The 15,433-nt window shown below is 64.0% G+C and carries 22 protein-coding genes; 9 read left to right on the top strand and 13 right to left on the bottom strand.

All coding sequences use genetic code 11. The features are described from left to right. Positions 1 to 5: 5 nt before the first annotated feature. The 6 genes from PMI02_RS00325 to PMI02_RS00300 all read right to left on the bottom strand — a co-directional run bounded on the left by PMI02_RS00325 (position 6) and on the right by PMI02_RS00300 (position 3,538). Positions 6 to 494: a VOC family protein gene (locus PMI02_RS00325; protein WP_007677094.1), complete on the bottom strand. Its 489-nt coding sequence runs from the start codon at positions 492 to 494 to the stop codon at positions 6 to 8. Continuing rightward, complete coding sequence (locus PMI02_RS00320; protein WP_007677092.1) at positions 491 to 1,117, bottom strand: glutathione S-transferase family protein; 627 nt, start codon at positions 1,115 to 1,117, stop codon at positions 491 to 493. The genes PMI02_RS00325 and PMI02_RS00320 overlap by 4 nt, the downstream gene beginning before the upstream one ends. Before the next feature lie 87 nt (positions 1,118 to 1,204). Then, positions 1,205 to 2,020 carry a VOC family protein gene (locus PMI02_RS00315; RefSeq protein ID WP_007677090.1) on the bottom strand — a complete coding sequence of 272 codons (816 nt, stop codon included), beginning with the start codon at positions 2,018 to 2,020 and terminating at the stop codon, positions 1,205 to 1,207. 2 nt (positions 2,021 to 2,022) lie between these two features. Then, positions 2,023 to 2,394 (bottom strand): DUF1428 domain-containing protein, encoded by a 372-nt coding sequence (locus PMI02_RS00310; RefSeq protein ID WP_007677089.1) that lies wholly within the window; start codon positions 2,392 to 2,394, stop codon positions 2,023 to 2,025. A gap of 3 nt (positions 2,395 to 2,397) precedes the next feature. After that, complete coding sequence (locus tag PMI02_RS00305) at positions 2,398 to 3,078, bottom strand: glutathione S-transferase family protein (RefSeq protein ID WP_007677088.1); 681 nt, start codon at positions 3,076 to 3,078, stop codon at positions 2,398 to 2,400. A gap of 31 nt (positions 3,079 to 3,109) precedes the next feature. Next, entirely contained in the window at positions 3,110 to 3,538 is a 429-nt protein-coding gene (locus PMI02_RS00300; RefSeq protein ID WP_007677086.1) for a VOC family protein, read from the bottom strand. 78 nt (positions 3,539 to 3,616) lie between these two features. Between PMI02_RS00300 and PMI02_RS00295 the strand changes: the two genes are divergently transcribed. From PMI02_RS00295 to PMI02_RS28140, 5 genes are all read left to right on the top strand, one after another. Further along, the gene (locus PMI02_RS00295; RefSeq protein ID WP_007677083.1) at positions 3,617 to 4,336 is read left to right on the top strand and encodes a winged helix-turn-helix transcriptional regulator; all 720 of its coding nucleotides are present in this window, start codon (positions 3,617 to 3,619) and stop codon (positions 4,334 to 4,336) included. A gap of 196 nt (positions 4,337 to 4,532) precedes the next feature. Next, positions 4,533 to 5,528, top strand: coding sequence for a cobaltochelatase subunit CobS (cobS, locus tag PMI02_RS00290; protein ID WP_007677080.1), 996 nt, complete (start codon positions 4,533 to 4,535; stop codon positions 5,526 to 5,528). Between the two features lie 376 nt (positions 5,529 to 5,904). Next, positions 5,905 to 6,129, top strand: coding sequence for a hypothetical protein (locus PMI02_RS00285; protein ID WP_007677077.1), 225 nt, complete (start codon positions 5,905 to 5,907; stop codon positions 6,127 to 6,129). Between the two features lie 31 nt (positions 6,130 to 6,160). After that, a complete protein-coding gene (locus tag PMI02_RS00280; protein WP_007677074.1) occupies positions 6,161 to 6,469 on the top strand; it encodes a DUF1508 domain-containing protein in 309 nt (102 codons plus the stop codon). A gap of 147 nt (positions 6,470 to 6,616) precedes the next feature. Beyond that, positions 6,617 to 6,748 (top strand): hypothetical protein, encoded by a 132-nt coding sequence (locus tag PMI02_RS28140; protein ID WP_007677072.1) that lies wholly within the window; start codon positions 6,617 to 6,619, stop codon positions 6,746 to 6,748. Between the two features lie 20 nt (positions 6,749 to 6,768). Here PMI02_RS28140 and PMI02_RS26805 read toward each other — a convergent pair whose 3' ends face one another. Then, on the bottom strand, positions 6,769 to 6,924 hold the full coding sequence (locus PMI02_RS26805; protein WP_157222298.1) for a hypothetical protein: 156 nt from the start codon (positions 6,922 to 6,924) through the stop codon (positions 6,769 to 6,771). 262 nt (positions 6,925 to 7,186) lie between these two features. Next, a complete protein-coding gene (gene truA / locus PMI02_RS00275) occupies positions 7,187 to 7,933 on the bottom strand; it encodes a tRNA pseudouridine(38-40) synthase TruA (RefSeq protein ID WP_007677070.1) in 747 nt (248 codons plus the stop codon). A 99-nt stretch (positions 7,934 to 8,032) separates the two neighbouring features. Here truA and PMI02_RS00270 point away from each other — a divergent pair, with 99 nt between their 5' ends. Then, positions 8,033 to 8,557: a cupin domain-containing protein gene (locus PMI02_RS00270; protein WP_007677069.1), complete on the top strand. Its 525-nt coding sequence runs from the start codon at positions 8,033 to 8,035 to the stop codon at positions 8,555 to 8,557. A gap of 3 nt (positions 8,558 to 8,560) precedes the next feature. Here the strand turns inward: PMI02_RS00270 and fmt are convergent, their stop codons facing one another. Further along, positions 8,561 to 9,469 (bottom strand): methionyl-tRNA formyltransferase, encoded by a 909-nt coding sequence (fmt, locus tag PMI02_RS00265; RefSeq protein WP_007677061.1) that lies wholly within the window; start codon positions 9,467 to 9,469, stop codon positions 8,561 to 8,563. Between the two features lie 60 nt (positions 9,470 to 9,529). On the opposite strand from fmt, the gene recR reads away from it, so the two are divergent. The 3 genes from recR (at position 9,530) to rmuC (ending at position 12,389) form a co-directional block, all read left to right on the top strand. Next, on the top strand, positions 9,530 to 10,126 hold the full coding sequence (gene recR / locus PMI02_RS00260) for a recombination mediator RecR (RefSeq protein WP_007677059.1): 597 nt from the start codon (positions 9,530 to 9,532) through the stop codon (positions 10,124 to 10,126). A gap of 63 nt (positions 10,127 to 10,189) precedes the next feature. Next, complete coding sequence (gene def, locus PMI02_RS00255; RefSeq protein ID WP_007677057.1) at positions 10,190 to 10,759, top strand: peptide deformylase; 570 nt, start codon at positions 10,190 to 10,192, stop codon at positions 10,757 to 10,759. Positions 10,760 to 10,838: 79 nt separating this feature from the next. Next, positions 10,839 to 12,389, top strand: a complete 1,551-nt coding sequence (gene rmuC, locus PMI02_RS00250) for a DNA recombination protein RmuC (RefSeq protein ID WP_036501584.1) — start codon at positions 10,839 to 10,841, stop codon at positions 12,387 to 12,389. Between the two features lie 453 nt (positions 12,390 to 12,842). On the opposite strand, the gene PMI02_RS00245 is transcribed toward rmuC, so the two are convergent. From PMI02_RS00245 to rapZ, 4 genes are read right to left on the bottom strand one after another with little or no spacing between them, the layout of a single operon-like run. Continuing rightward, positions 12,843 to 13,676, bottom strand: a complete 834-nt coding sequence (locus PMI02_RS00245) for an RNA methyltransferase (RefSeq protein ID WP_007677053.1) — start codon at positions 13,674 to 13,676, stop codon at positions 12,843 to 12,845. A gap of 18 nt (positions 13,677 to 13,694) precedes the next feature. Then, positions 13,695 to 13,973, bottom strand: a complete 279-nt coding sequence (locus PMI02_RS00240; RefSeq protein WP_007677045.1) for an HPr family phosphocarrier protein — start codon at positions 13,971 to 13,973, stop codon at positions 13,695 to 13,697. Then, a complete protein-coding gene (locus PMI02_RS00235) occupies positions 13,970 to 14,374 on the bottom strand; it encodes a PTS sugar transporter subunit IIA (RefSeq protein ID WP_007677042.1) in 405 nt (134 codons plus the stop codon). Before PMI02_RS00235 ends, PMI02_RS00240 begins: the two co-directional genes overlap by 4 nt. 48 nt (positions 14,375 to 14,422) lie before the next feature. Beyond that, positions 14,423 to 15,379, bottom strand: a complete 957-nt coding sequence (gene rapZ / locus PMI02_RS00230) for an RNase adapter RapZ (protein ID WP_086000095.1) — start codon at positions 15,377 to 15,379, stop codon at positions 14,423 to 14,425. Positions 15,380 to 15,433 lie beyond the last annotated feature (54 nt).

Genomic DNA, 15,433 nt, shown 5'->3' with positions numbered 1-15,433 from the left:
GCGGCTCAGGCGGCTGCCACCGCCGCCTCGATCCCCGCGATGTCGATCTTGCGCATCGTCATCATCGCTTCCATCGCGCGCTTGGCGGCTGCGCGGTCAGGACCGGACATCGCGTCGGTGAGCGCGCGCGGGGTGATCTGCCAGTTGAGGCCCCACTTGTCCTTGCACCAGCCGCACTGGCTTTCCGCGCCGCCATTGCCGACGATGGCGTTCCAGTAGCGGTCGGTCTCTTCCTGCGTGTCGGTGGCGATCTGGAACGAGAACGCTTCGGACTGCGGGAACTGGTCGCCGCCGTTGAGGCCGATACATTCGATGCCCAGGACCGTGAACTCGACGACCAGCACGTTGCCTTCCGAACCGTCGGGGTAGTCGGCGGGGGCGCGCTGGAGGGAGTCCACCGTGGTTTCGGGGAATACGCTTGCGTAGAAGTTCGCCGCGTCCTCCGCGTCGCCGTTGTACCACAGGCAGACGCGGGCCTTTGCCTCTCCGCTCATTTTTTCATCTCCTCTATCAGCTTGCCGTCGATGGCCTTTGCGGCCTTGTAGCCGGGGCGGGCCTGGCAGCGCTCGGCATAGCCGACCAGCGAGGGCAGGGGCGGCATGATCCCGAAGGTCAGGCCCCAGTCGATCGAGCTGCCGACATAAACGTCCGCCATCGTGAAGCGGTCCCCGCAGACCCAAGAGTCGGCGCTCAGCTTCTCGTCGATGGTGTGGATGGTGCGGTCGAAGCTGCCCCAGCCGGCCAGCATCTCCTGCTCTGGCTTGGGCTCGAACTTGAGCGCGCGAGAGGTGATCGACTGCTCGATCGGGCCGGAGGCGAAGAGCGTCCAGCGGTAATAGTCGGCCATCTCGCCATCGTTGGGCAGCAGGCCCGCTTCGGGGTGCATCTCGGCGAGGTAGAGGCAGATCGCCGCCGCCTCGGTCACCACGCGGTCGCCGCCATCCGCGTGGTGGACGATGGTGGGCACCTTGCCCATCGGGTTGGCCTTGAGGAAGGCGTCCGGCTTGTCCTTCCAGTCGATCAGCACCTGCTCGTAGTCGGCGCCGACTTCGTGCAGGGCCCAGCGAGCGATCTGCCCGCGCGACATCGGGTTCGTGAAGAAGGTGTAGTCGGCCATCGGCGTTCTCCCTCGTGGGTGTGAATGCGCGGAACATTGATGGAACATGCGGGCGGCGTCAATCACCGCTCGCATGTCGTGAACATGTCAGCCGGCGCGCGGGCCGACCAATCCGAAGTAAGCGCCCTGTGGATCGAAGGCGTGGACGGTGTACTCGCCGGTCGGGATCTGCATGGGCTCGCCTTGCGGCTTGCCGCCGCCGTCCTTTACCGCGGCGAAAGCGCGGTCGATGTCGTCGACGCCGATGTAGTAGGTCCAGCCCGCGACCGGCATGAAGTCGGCTTTCTTCATCACCGCGCCTATCCCGATGTCGCCGAGCTGGAGGAAGCGGTATTCGCCGAGCGGACCCATCGGCATGCCACCCTCCTGCTTCCAGCCGAAGTGCTTCTTGTAAAAGGCGACGGCGGCCTCGTCGTCGGGGGTGACGAGTTCGTTCCAGCGAATTGTCTGCGGTTTTTCGACCGAGAACACGTCGCTGGTGGCGTCGGGATCGTCAGCCGGCGGCTCGGGGGTCATGAGGTAGAATGCCGCGCCCTGCGGGTCGGTCACCATGGCGAAGCGGCCGACGCCTTCCATGGTGGTGGCCGGGACGTGGATCTGCCCGCCCTCGGCGACGATCTCGGCCGCCTTGGCGTCGACGTCCGGCACGTAGATGTACCCGAGCCATCCCGGCGAGGCGCCCTGGCCAATCATCTCGTCGTCGAGAGCGAAGACGCCGCCATTGTAGCCGCAGCCCGCGCCGCCGCCGTCCAGCCGCTCGATCATGCGGTAGTCCATGCCCGCCTGGGGCATCTCGTTGGCGCCGATCCTCCAGCCGACGACGCTGCCGTAGAACGCGGAAGCCGCGTCCGGGTCGCTGGTCATAAGCTCGTACCAGATGAAACTGCCGACAGGATTGCCCATGGCTATTCTCCGAGAGTGACGATGGGCGTGAAGCCGCCGTAGATCATGCGCATGCCGTCGAAGGGCATCGGGTTTGTCTCGGGGGCCATGCGCGGGTCGGTCTTCATGACGTCCATGACCTCCGCCATGCCCTTTTCACGGGTCTCCTTGTCGGGCCATTCGATCCAGCTGAGGACCACCGCCTCGTCTTCCTTGCACTCGACCGCGCGGAAGAAGTCGGTCTGCTTGCCCTTGGACACGTCGTCCTGCCAGCACTCGAGGATGCGGGTGGCGCCGTGGTCCATGAAGACCTGGTCGCCCATCTTTGCATGCTCGATGAACTTGTCCTTGTTCGCCTTGGGGACGGCGATCACGAAACCATCGATATAGGCCATGATTCAGGCTCCTTCCTTCTGCTTGCTGGGTTCGTTTTCGGCAAAGGGCGCGAGCTGGGCTTCCAGAGCGCGCTGGAATGCGGGGCGGGCGATGGCGCGTTCCACGTAGGCGGCGAGCTTGGGCTGCGCCTGGAGCAGCGCCGGGTCGGGCAGGCCGCGCAGGATCGTGGCCATGGCGATGTCGGCGATCGAGAATGCGCCGGCCAGCCATTCGTCGTCGCCCAGCGCGGTCTGCAGCCGGTCGAGCCTGCCGCCCAACTCTTCCATCAGCGAGGGCTTGTGCAGTTGCGCCCACTCTTCCTTGCGGGAGATGGTGCAATTGACCAGTTCCATCACGGAAGGCTCGACGGAGTTGAACGCGGCCAGCAGCCAGCTCAGCACCGCCGCGCGCTCCTGCGAGCCGATCGGGGGCAGGGCGCCCGCCTTCTCGGCGATGTGGATGAGCGTGGCGCCGCTTTCGAACACGCCGACCTCGCCGTCGAGCACGTAGGGCACCTGGCCCCAGGGCTGGTCGGTGAAGTACCACTCGGGCCGCTCCAGCGCGGAGATGAGGCGCACCTTGTAGGGCAGACCCCATTCCTCGCAGGCCCAGCGCGGGCGCAGGTCCCGCACGTGGCCCTGGGCAAAGGAGGGGACCCACTCGAAAGCGGTGATCTCCAGTTCGGCGTTCGGATCGATCGGCATCGTCTCTCTCCCGCTTGTCGTTATCTGCGCGTCAGGCCGGCTGTTCCATCGGCGTTTCCCCGGAGGCCACCGCCGGGTCCATCCACATCGCTTCCCAGAAATGCCCGTCGGGGTCGGTGAAGCTGCGGCTCATCATGAAGCCGTGGTCCGACAGCGGCGCGACGTCGGCGGTGCCGCCATGCTGGCCGGCGCGTTCGTTCATCGCATCGACTTCGGCGCGGCTGTCGCAGGCGAGGCAGAGCATGACCTCGCTCGAACCCGAGTCCGGGATCGGGCGGTCGGTGAAGCCCTTCCACTTCTCGTGGCTGAGCACCATGACGAAGATCGCCTCGGACCAGACCATGCAGGCGGCGGTCTCGTCGGTGAAGCGGGGTTCGTTGACGAAGCCGAGCCCGGTGTAGAACGCCTTGGCGCGTTCGACGTCGGCGACGGGGAGGTTCACGAACAGCATGCGGGTCATTGCGGTCTCTCCTTGGTCGGCGTCCTCAGCGAATCGCCTCTTGCCCAACGGTGCCGAGAGTGGTAACTAAAAGCAACTATGAAGTTACAAAAAGAAACGAGTCGCGCCAAATCCACGACGGACGGTGAAGTCGTCCGCGCCCATGGCCGCTGGTACGGCGATGCCTGCGGCGCGGCTTTCGCCATGGAACTGATCGGCGAGCGCTGGTCGCTGCCGATCATACGCGAGATGATGCTGGGTCCGCGTCGTTTCGGTGAAATCCGCGCTGAACTGCCGGGCCTGAGCGCCAAGACGCTGACCGAGCGGCTCGAGACGCTCGAGGGCACCGGCATCGTCCGGCGCGAGACGCTGCCGCCGCCTGCCTCGGTGCAGGTCTACCGGCTGACCGAGTGGGGGCTGGCGCTCGAACCCGTGATGCAGGAACTGGGCCGCTGGGCGGTGCGCTCGACGCTCCACGACCCGACGCTGCCGATCACGCCGGTCTCGCTGATGCTCTCGATGCGCACGATGATCGTGCCCGAACGGATCGGCGACCTCACGCTGGCGGTGGCGCTGGATGTGGGAAGCGCCCGCTTCACCACGCGACTCGGAAACGGCGAACTCGTCATCCATCCCGCCGGCGATGGCGACCCGGAGCCGGACCTGCGCTTCGCCGCCGACGGGGGCTTCCCGTTCCTCGCGGTGTTCTACGGGAAGTGGCCCCCCGCCGACGTCGGCTTGCGCATCGAGGGCGACGCCGAACTGGCGCAGAAGTTCGTCGACCTGTTCAGCCTGCCGCCCAAAGTGGGCGCAGAGTAGGAGTTCCCGTCACCCCGGCGCAGGCCGGGGCCCAGCTCAATGAATAACGTCGCTTCGCGGCTTTTCGGTCTGGCTGGGTCCCGGCCTTCGCCGGGATGACGGCACCGTTTGCGAGAGATAGGGGGCGGTGTTTCACGAGCGGCCCGTCCAAACCTTATTGCGATGCAGCGCCCCGTCCATTAGGCGAGAGCCTGCAATGACAGAATCCAAGAACATCACCGCCGAGAACCGCGACGCCACCGTGCTGGCCGCTCCCGACACCGAAGTCGACGTGCGCGAGACCTTCGGGATCGACATCGACTGGAAGGTCCCGGCCTTCTCGGTGGCGGACGAGCGCGTGCCCGACCTCGACGAGACTTACGTGTTCGACCCGGACACCACACTCGCGATCCTGGCGGGCTTTGCCTACAACCGCCGCGTGATGGTGCAGGGCTACCACGGCACCGGCAAGTCGACCCACATCGAACAGGTCGCCGCGCGTCTAAAGTGGCCGTGCATCCGCATCAACCTCGACGCGCACATCAGCCGCATCGACCTGATCGGCCGCGACGCGATCGTCCTGCGCGGCGGCATGCAGGTCACCGAGTTCCGTGAAGGCCTGCTGCCCTGGGCGCTGCAGCACCCGGTGGCGCTGGTCTTCGACGAGTACGACGCGGGCCGCCCGGACGTGATGTTCGTGATCCAGCGCATTCTGGAGACGGAGGGCAAGCTGACCTTGCTCGACCAGAACCGCGTGATCCGCCCGGACAAGCACTTCCGCCTGTTCGCCACCGCCAACACGGTGGGCCTTGGCGATACCTCGGGGCTCTATCATGGGACCCAGCAGATCAACCAGGGCCAGATGGACCGCTGGAACCTGGTGGTCGCGCTCAACTACCTGCCCGCTGCCACCGAAACCGCGATCGTCGCCGCCAAGGTGCCGGACATGGACGCGGGCACCATTGCCAACATGGTCAAGGTAGCCGATTTCTCACGCCAGGGCTTCATGAACGGCGACATCTCGACGGTGATGAGCCCGCGCACGGTCATCACCTGGGCGCAGAACGCGGTGATTTTCAAGGGCGATGTCGGTTTCGCCTTCCGCCTCTCGTTCCTCAACAAGTGCGACGAGACCGAGCGCATGCTGGTGGCGGAATACTACCAGCGCGTCTTCGGCAAGGACCTGCCCGAAAGCGTGGTCGGCAAGGCCTGATCCTTTCCGCGTTCATTGCGATTTGAAAAAGGCGCTTCCGGCAACGGAGGCGCCTTTTTCATGTCTGCATCCCGCGTTCTTCACAGAATGGCTCATGTTCAGGGCAAATGGAACTTAGTACCGCAGGGTTGTCCTCGGATCGAAAGGTGTAGAGCGAGTCGCGTTTCAAGTTCAGGCAGGAAGCCTGTCTGGTGCGCGATATTAAGGCACCCTTGACTATTACTCGATCGTGCCTATCTTCGAAAGATCGAAGACATCCGCTTTTGTAAGCCGTCTCTCGACTGAGAGACGCTCGTGCTCCCGCTTACCGGTGGAGCAATGCGATGACTCTCGACTTTTTCTCGTTCGATATTTGTGATGCCGTGGAAGCGCTGCGATGAGCCGCGCCATGAACGTCAACCTTCCCGAAGCGGAAGTGGTCGCCCTGTGCGAGAAATTCGCCGTGTCGATCAGTGCGATCGAGCCGCTGCCATCGGGCGGGACCCATCTCGTCTGCACACGCAGCGAAGGTGCCGAAGAGATGCGCGTGAAGATGAAGGCCCACATCGTCGAGGGCGTCGTCCGCCGTTTCCCGTTCTATCGCGCCAGGGGTGCCTGGTAAGTCCGACCGCCGCCGACGAAAGGATAACGCCATGGGAATACAATCGCGCCTGACGATCCGTTCCGGGAAGGACGACAGCCTGCCGTCCGCGCGGGTCGAGGCAACTCGCACGAAGCCGCAGAACGATGCCTCGTCCGCACATTTCGACATCTACCGCTCCGAATGCGTGAGCGTGACGTCCACCCTCTTCGCGGGCGGTGACTGGCATTGGCGCCTCATGTCCGGTGCAGGCCTCGTCCTCGTGGACTGCGGCGGCTACCGTGAACAGGCCGACGCCTCGGCCGCGGTCGAACAGCTGCGCAGCGAAGCGTGGTCGGCCTCGGTCTCGACGCGGGCCTGACGGCCGGCTGATTTGTAATCCGGAGCGCCGACAATTCATGCGGCGCCGGGACGTATCGGTGGTACGGCGGTCCATCGCGAGATTGGATACCAAGCTTCTCGCGGCTGAGGGATGCGAAGTGCCCCCGCTTGAAGCAGGAGCACCACCATGGCCAAGTCACAGAAGCGCACCACCCGCGAAGTCCGCAAGCCCAAGGCGACAAAGACCAAGCCGGCGCCCAACGCCATCGGCATTTCGCCCGTCATGGCCGTGACCCGCAAGCCGACCGAAAAGCTCTGAACCCGACGAACGGGCGGGGGTCAGAGCGGCGTCGCCGTCACGACCATCCGTCCCAGGTCGACCGGCTTGTCGGCGCCGATGACCGCCGTCCGCTGCTTTGCAGGCATCGCGGCGACGCTTGAAAGCACACCGCAGCATACGGCAAGGGCGGCGCAGGCGGGAAGGAGTCGGATCATGCGGGGAACCGTTCGTCGATGTTTCGGACGATCCCCGTCTGCGCCCGACCTGTCGCACGACTATGCTGGCGCTGCACCAAACTGTCCGAAAGTGTATTGACCGGTAATCGCAACAAGCGCGGGCCGGCACGTTTTCCTACATCGCAAAGCGCTGCTACGTTCGCGTCGGCTCTTTCAAACCGTCGATCCAGCAGGACCTTTCGCTTACAAGTAGCGGTGCCGTGTGCTTGTACTTCATCAACTAAACCCTCTGGCCGATGGGTCACTCGCCGGGATAGTTGGCCCGCACGAAATAAAGTCCGTCCGGCGGAGCGTTGAGGCCGAGCGCCTGCCGGTCCTTCGCCGCCAGCGCTTCGCCCAGTTGCTCCTCCCGCCAGCGGCCCATGCCTACGAGGGCCAGGCAGCCCACCATCGAGCGGACCTGATGGTGCAGGAAACTGCGCGCCTCCGCCTCGATGAGCACGCTGTCCCCTTCACGGCGCACCTCAAGCCGGTCGAGCGTCTTCACCGGCGACGACGCCTGGCAATGCGCAGAACGGAACGTCGTGAAATCGTGCAGCCCCACCAGAGTCTGCGCCGCCCGCTGCATCGCCTCGGCATCGATCGGCGTGCCCACCTGCCAGGCCTTCCCCCGCTCCAGCGTCAGCGGAGCCCGGCGGTTGACGATCCGGTAGACGTAGGCCCGGCCGGTGCACGAAAACCGCGCATGCCAGTCGTCCTCCACCGGCATGCAGTCCAGCACCGCGATCGGGTGGGGCCGGAGCAGGGCGTTGAGCGCCCCCATCAGCCGGAACGCCGGGAGCGGCTTCTCCACATCGATATGGGCCCGCATGCCGAGGGCATGGACCCCGGCGTCGGTGCGGCCGGCGGCATGCATGGCCACCGTCTCGCCAGTCACCGCGCGGGCCGCCTCCTCCACTGCCTGCTGCACCGAGGGGCCGTGCGATTGGCGTTGCAGGCCCATGTAGGGGCCGCCGTCGAATTCCAGGGTGAGGGCGAAGCGGGTCATTCCGCCCAGCCGATACAGGACCCGTGCCCACGCGCAATGGGCTTGGCGGCAAGCGGCACAAGTGGCATCGTCCGCTTCTGACCGGGAAAGGAGCCGAACATGGCCGAAACGCAGGGTCCTCGCTTCGAAATCTTCCGCGGCGCCGATGCTCCCACGCTCGATGAATGCGCATGCATGGCCTACGAAGGCGAAACGCCCAACCTCGCTGCGGTCCAGCCCCAGCTAGCCAAGGCGATGGCGGTTCGCGGCGAATATGCCGACGTTCCCTACCGCCGCGAAGGCATGAGCCTGGCGCGCCTATGGGTAAAAAGCGGCTTTCCACTCCCGCTCCACACTCATGATTGCGACTGCTTGTACTACGTCGTCGCCGGTTCGATCCGGATGGGCACCGAAACCTTGGCGGCGGGCGACGGCTTCTTCGTCGGCAGGGAAGTGCCCTATGCCTACACCGCAGGACCGGAAGGCGCCGAAGTCCTTGAATTTCGGACGACCGACAGCTTCAACATCAAGGTCAGGGACAAGCCTGTTTCAGCGTGGGAGAAACTCGCCGGCACCCTAATCGAAGGCCACGCACGGTGGGCCGACGAGCCGCCGCCGGTGCGCCGCATGCCCGAAAAAGCCTGATCCTCAGCCGAGCTTGGTGCCTTCCGGGATCGGGCGTCCACGCAGGAGTTCTATGCTCTCCATTGCCGGCTTGCCGGCCCGTTGGATGCGAGTCACCCGGATCGCTCCCGAACCGCAGGCTATTGCAAGCGCATCGTCGAGGGTCGTCCCCGGCTCCGCGCCGCCATCGACCATGTCTGCTGCCAAGACCCTGTAGCGTTCGCCTTCCAGTTCGAAGAACGCGCCGGGCGCGGGGGTGAAAGCCCGGACCTGCCGTTCGACCGCTTCGGATTCTTGCGAAAAATCGATCCGGCCCTCTGCCTTCTCGATCTTCTTTGCATAAGTGACGCCGTCCTCCGGCTGGCGTACGGCCCTGTGTACGGCGAGGTCGCGCAAGGTGCCGACCAGCAGCTGGGCTCCCCGATCGGCCAACTCGGCGGTCAATTCGCCGGCCGTCTTGCGCTCGATCGTGGTGCGTAGCGTCGCCAGCATCGGCCCGGTGTCGAGCCCGGCCTCCATCTGCATGATGGTCACGCCCGTGGTCGGGTCGCCAGCAAGGATCGCGCGTTGAATAGGCGCGGCTCCCCGCCAACGCGGGAGGATCGACGCGTGAATGTTGAGGCACCCGAGCCGAGGCGCGTCGAGCACCGCCTGAGGTAGGATGAGCCCATAGGCGGCGACCACCGCGATATCCGCCTCCATGGCCGCGAAGGCTTGCTGCTCATCGGCCCCTTTGAGCGAGATAGGATGGCGCACCTCGATCCCGTGCGCTTCGGCCTCTCGCTGGACCGGGGAAGGCGTCAATTCCTTCCCGCGCCGTCCACCGGGGCGCGGGGGCTGCGTGTAGGCCGCCACGACCTCGTGTCCCGCCTCGATCAGCGCGACGAGCGCAGGTACCGCGAAATCAGGCGTTCCCATGAAGATGATGCGCATGATGTGGGGAACTCTCCGAGGCTCTTCCTAAGGGCAAGCGCAGGCCCTATCTCCCCATCCATGGCATCGCAAGAGATCGAGACGCTCACCGCCGCCCTGTCGCGCCTGCCCGGCCTAGGTCCGCGTTCGGCGCGGCGCGCGGTGCTCTGGCTGATCAAGCGCCGGGAAACCGCCTTGGTGCAGTTAGTGGACGCACTCGGCGCAGTGCGCGAGGCGCTCGTGGAATGCGGCGTGTGCGGTAATGTCGATACCACCGACCCTTGCGCCATATGCGCCGACCCGCGCCGCGACGCCCGCTCGCTCTGCGTGGTGGAGGAAGTGGCGGATCTCTGGGCGTTGGACCGCGCGCGGCTGTTCACCGGCAAATACCACGTGCTGGGTGGCCGGCTTTCGGCGCTTGATGGCGTTCGGCCCGAAGATCTTGCTTTCGACGGTCTGCTTCACCGCATTGCCGCCGGCGGCGTGGACGAGGTCGTACTGGCGATGAACGCCACGCTCGAGGGCCAGACGACGGCGCACTACATCGCGGAACGTCTGGAAAACTTTCCCGTGCGCGTCACGCAACTGGCGCATGGTCTACCGGTTGGCGGCGAACTCGACTATCTCGACGAGGGGACGTTGGCCCAGGCTATTCGGGCCCGCCGGCCCGTGAGTTGATCCGATCAGAGAGATCGACTGCACGTTCTTGCGAAAGTCGCGCATCGCGATTATCTGGCGCAAATGGCTATCCGTGAAATCCTCGAAGTTCCCGACCCCCGCCTGAAGCAGGTCTCGGTCCCCGTAGACAAATTCGACGACGAATTGCGTACGCTCGTCGATGACATGTTCGAGACGATGTACGACGCGCCTGGCATCGGCCTTGCCGCAATTCAGGTGGGCGTACCGCAACGTGTGCTGGTGATAGATCTCCAGCCGGAGGATGAAGACGCCGAGCCGGAAGTCTGCCACTCCCACGGTGACCACCACCACACACATCAGCCCACGAAGCGCGAGCCCCGGATTTTCATCAATCCCGAGATTCTCGATCCGTCGGAAGATCATATCGTCTACCAGGAAGGCTGTCTTTCTGTCCCCGAGATTTATGCTGACGTCGAACGTCCGTCGCGCATTCGTGCCCGTTGGCAGGATCTCGATGGCATATTGCATGAGGAAGACATGGAAGGCCTGATGGCCATCTGCCTTCAACACGAGATAGACCATCTCGAAGGCATTCTGTTCATCGACCACCTTTCGCGCCTGAAGCGCCAGATGGCGCTCAAGAAGCTCGAGAAGCTGCGCAAAGCCGCTTGACGTCGAGAGCTTCCCCGCATTGTTGGGGAAAATTGAAATTAAGGATGGTGTTCCCGATTCGTTCCGATAAGTTGGCGCGATGGAAGTAGCATTCGCCACGATTCTCGCTCTTGTTGTCGGTTTGGCTGCTGGCTGGTTCTTCGGCTCTCGAACTGCTGCTCAGTGGCGCGCACAGGCCGAGGCGCGAGAGCGTGAAGCGCGAGAGGGGGATGCAAAGTACTTGCGTGTGTTCGCCGCCCTCGAAGCCGCGCGTGAACGAGCGAGCCGAGCCGATGAACTCGCAATGGCGCTTGATCGAGAGCGCGGTGAGCATGCCATGGCGACGCAGCGCTTGCGCGAGGAAGGCGCACTCGCCGTCGATCGCACCCGCAGCGAATTGACGACGGTTCTGGACAGGGCTCGCGCAGACCACGCGGCGTTGATCGACGGGCTGCGCCGCGAGCATCGCCAACTGGCCTCGGAACTGGCGACCTTGCGCGAGAAATCCGCGAATTTCGAGGAGCAGAAACGCCTCCTCATCGAAGCGCAGGAAGTCCTCCGCAAGGAATTCGAGAACGCAGGGGCCAAAGTGCTCGAAAGTGCGCAGGAAGCGTTTTTGCGTCGCGCGGGCGCGCGGTTCGAGGAAAGCGAAAAGGCCAATGCCGAACGTATCCGACTGATCCTCGCGCCGGTGGGCGACCGCCTGAAAAGCTATGAAGAACAGGTTGCGGGGCTCGAGGCGAAGCGGATGGATGCCTTCGGGCAGTTGAATGGCCAAATCGAGGCGCTGCGGGTAGGGCAAGAGCAGGTGCGCGCCGAAGCGGTGCGTCTCGGAAACTCGCTGCGCAATGCACCCAAGGCACGAGGTCGCTGGGGCGAGCAACAGCTGAAGAACGTCCTCGAACAGTGCGGATTGACCGAACACACCGACTTCGTAACCGAGCACTCGGTCAACACCGATGAGGGCCGCCAGCGGCCCGATGCGATCGTTCGTATTCCCGGCAACAAGCAACTGGTGATCGATGCCAAGGTGTCGCTCAACGCCTACCAGGACGCATTCGAGGCGGAGGACGAAACGCTCCGCGCCGCATTCCTCGATCAACATGCGGCGTCGATGCGCAAACACATCCAGACGTTGGGCAACAAGAGCTACCAAAGTCAGTTCGAGAACGCGCCGGATTACGTGATCATGTTCGTCCCGGGGGAGCACTTTATCGCGGCTGCCCTCGAGCACGATTCCGGGCTTTGGGATTATGCCTTCGACCGTAAGGTGCTGCTTGCAAGTCCGACCAATCTTGTCGCGATTGCCCGCACGATCGCCCAGGTCTGGCAGCAGGAAGGGCTCGCAAGGGAGGCACGTGAAATCGGCAAGTTGGGCAGCGATCTTTACGATAGCCTCGCGAAAACCCAGGACGATCTCGGCAAAGTGGGTATGCATTTGGGCCGGGCAGTGAACAGCTTCAACGACTTTGCCCGAACATACGAAGGCAACGTCATGAGCCGCGCCCGCCGCCTGAGCGAAAAACATATAAAGATCGGCAGGCGTGAAATTTCCGAGGAAGTGCCGCTGGTCGAATCGGCGCCCCGTTTTGTGGAAGGTGCGCCCCTTGACGGCGGTCACGCTGACGAAACTGCGCAAGCGGCGGAATAAGCGGTCAGTTGCAGGCCTCAATCCGGAACAGTTCAGCCGTATGCCCGCCAGACCGCAGCCTCAGGTGGTTACTGTCGATCGCACTCGGGGCGCGGCAACAATCAGCGTATTGATGGCGTTGCCCGGACGCGAGGAAGGGTCAGCGCACGTTTTCTCGCTTAGATCGAGAGGTCCGGCGATAAGACGTGTTGATTTGCCATGGGCCGCGGAGGCTGCTGCTGGTAACTTCTATCCCGATCCTGCCGCCGTAACCGAAGGTGATGCTCGAAGCGTGCGCCACCGGGCGCTCGCCGTTGATACGATCGAAGCGCCAGATGCTTGCGGAGAGGAGCGAATGTTCAGCTCATTCGCAGCAAGATCCTAGGAATACAAGAATGAGCAGGAAAAGACCGAATCGTAGTATCACCGGACCTGGATTGCCTTGGGCTAGGTAAGAGACCGGTGAACGCGCGCTCAGGTCCGGCGCAAGTGAGCGAGTGCTTCGTAGGCAAGGACGGCCCCAGCCACAGCGGCGTTCAGGCTGTCTGCTCTGCCCAACATCGGGATAGTCAGGCGTAGGTCGCAAGCTTCTTCGTAAGCCGCTGGCAAACCTTGCGATTCGTTACCCACCATGAGGAAGCACGGCGCTGCGTACACGGCCTCGCGATAATCGGTCGGGTCGCGCAGCGACGCCGCGACAAGCTGACCATCGCCTGCGCGCAGCCAGAAAATGAATTCGTCCCAGCGGGCGATGGCAAGCTGCTGCGTGAAGATCGCACCCATGCTAGCTCTTACGGCTTCGACGGAGAAGGGGTCGGCGCAATCGTCGATCAGGATCAACCCACCCGCGCCGACGGCGTCGCCGGTCCGCAGCATGGTGCCCAGGTTTCCCGGGTCGCGAAGAGCCTGCGCCACCAGCCAGATCGGGGCCGAATTGCGGTCGATCTTTGCGAGACCGGTATCGAACTCGGTAAAGACACCGGCGACGGCCTGGGGGTTGTCCTTGCCGGTGACCTTGGCAAGGATATCTACGTCCATCTCGACGATTTCGCCGCCAGCCGCGATGACGGAGTCCTCGAGTGCATCGACCAACGGGTGCGGGTCGCGACCGATCGCCATGACCAGCATTTCCGGTACGATTCCGCATTCCCGCGCGTCGGTCAGCAGGCGCAGGCCCTCGGCGAGAAAGCGCCGCTCGCGCTTGCGGTGCTTCTTGTCCCGCAACGACCGCAGGAACTTGACGAGAGGATTGGAAAAACCGGTGATGGTGCGGCGCGACCCATCGGTCGGCCAGTCTTGCGAAGACACGGTGTCAGCCTGCCCTGTTCACTCTTCGCCAAAGCCGTCGCGAACGAGGCCGGCAAGGATGGACAACGCATTTTCCGCACCGTCGCCCGAGCAACTGATGGCGATCGAGTCGCCCTTCGCGGCACCAAGCATCATCAAGCCGAGAATCGATCCCCCGGCGGCGCTGGCGCCATCCTTGCTCACCGTCACCGAAACCGTAGCCGGCAATTCCGCGACATGATTGACAAATTTGGCACTGGCGCGAGCGTGGAGGCCGCGCTTGTTCACTATGAGCACTGTCTCACAGGCGTCGATCATGCGTCCTGTCCCAAGTACTCGCTCGCGATCGTGATATAATTGCGCCCGGCATCGCGCGCGGCGGCGACCGCCTCGCGGACCGGCATGCAGCCGCGCGCCTTGGCAAGGCGGATCAGCATGGGCAGGTTGATCCCGGCGATGACTTCGACCTTGCCGGCCTGCATCAAGGAGATGGCCAGGTTCGAAGGAGTTCCGCCGAACAGGTCGGTGAGGACGATGACGCCTTCACCGGAGTCCACCTTGGCGATAGCCTCGGCGATCTCCGCACGGCGGCGTTCCATGTCGTCGTTCGGCCCGATGCAGACGGTCGCGACGTCGGCCTGGTCGCCGACGACGTGCTCCATCGCGTGTACGAACTCCTCGGCGAGATTGCCGTGGGTAACCAGGATCATGCCGATCATGCTGGGAGAGCGCTCCGAAATACCTGCAGATGCACCCGGACGGTTTCTTCATTTTTCACGCCGAAGACCTCCTTCCAGAAGATCGGCTGCGCGCGAGCCCAGGTTGCGGTGCAGCAATGTGGGGGAAAATCCCGATTGACGCAAGGCTGCTGCGATTTGCTCCGCAGTAAAAACAGAGCGGTGCCGCCCTCCCGTGCAACCAAATGCGATGTGGACGTAGGCTTTCCCTTGAGCACGATAGCGCGGAAGCAGCAGCAGCAGCAGGTCGCGTATGCGGGTAAACGCCTCATCATATGCCGTATCTTTGCGGATGTAGTCGCCCACCGCGTGATCCTGCCCAGTCAACGGGCGCAGGTCCGTGTCCCAGTGCGGGTTGTCGAGAAAACGCATGTCGAACACCAGATCTGCTACCGGCGGCATCCCGCGAGAAAAGCCGAAGCTAGAGATAGTCAGGGTCAGTTCGCCGGTTTCGCTGGACGCAAACCTCTCGCGAATCACGCGCTGCAGGTCGTTCGAGGTGTACTCGGTCGTGTCGATCAGCAGATCGGCCCAGCGCCTGAGCGGGGCGAGAAGTTCGCGTTCAGCGCGAATGCCCGTAGATACCGGGGCATCGCCGGCCAGCGCATGACGCCGGCGGGTTTCGTTGTAGCGTCGCTCCAGTTCGGTGCTCGAACAGTCCAGGAACAGGGTGGTGAGTTCGATGTCCCGGCGCTCGGTTAGCGCTTTGACCTGTGCGATCACACGTCCGGGATCGAATCCGCGCGTGCGTGAATCGAAACCTATCGCCAGGAGCGGGGGATCGGTGTCCGCCCCGTTCGGAGCCGAATCGATCAGAGCGTCGAGCATCCGGATCGGAAAATTGTCGACGATTTCCCAGCCCAGGTCTTCCAGCACCCGCAGCGCAGTCGTCTTGCCTGCGCCCAGCATCCCGGTCACCAGCAAGAGGCGTTGGCGCGCTAGCGCGGCGTGCGGCTCGCCGCCGATCATTCCCACTTCATTCCCCATGTCGCTTATCTGCGCGCAGTAGGCACGGAAGGGAAGGGGGGCGAGAAGCATAGT

Source organism: Novosphingobium sp. AP12 (genome assembly GCF_000281975.1).
GTDB lineage: Bacteria > Pseudomonadota > Alphaproteobacteria > Sphingomonadales > Sphingomonadaceae > Novosphingobium.
Note: the sequence above shows the minus strand (reverse complement) of the source record. Positions and strands in the feature narration are given on the sequence as shown.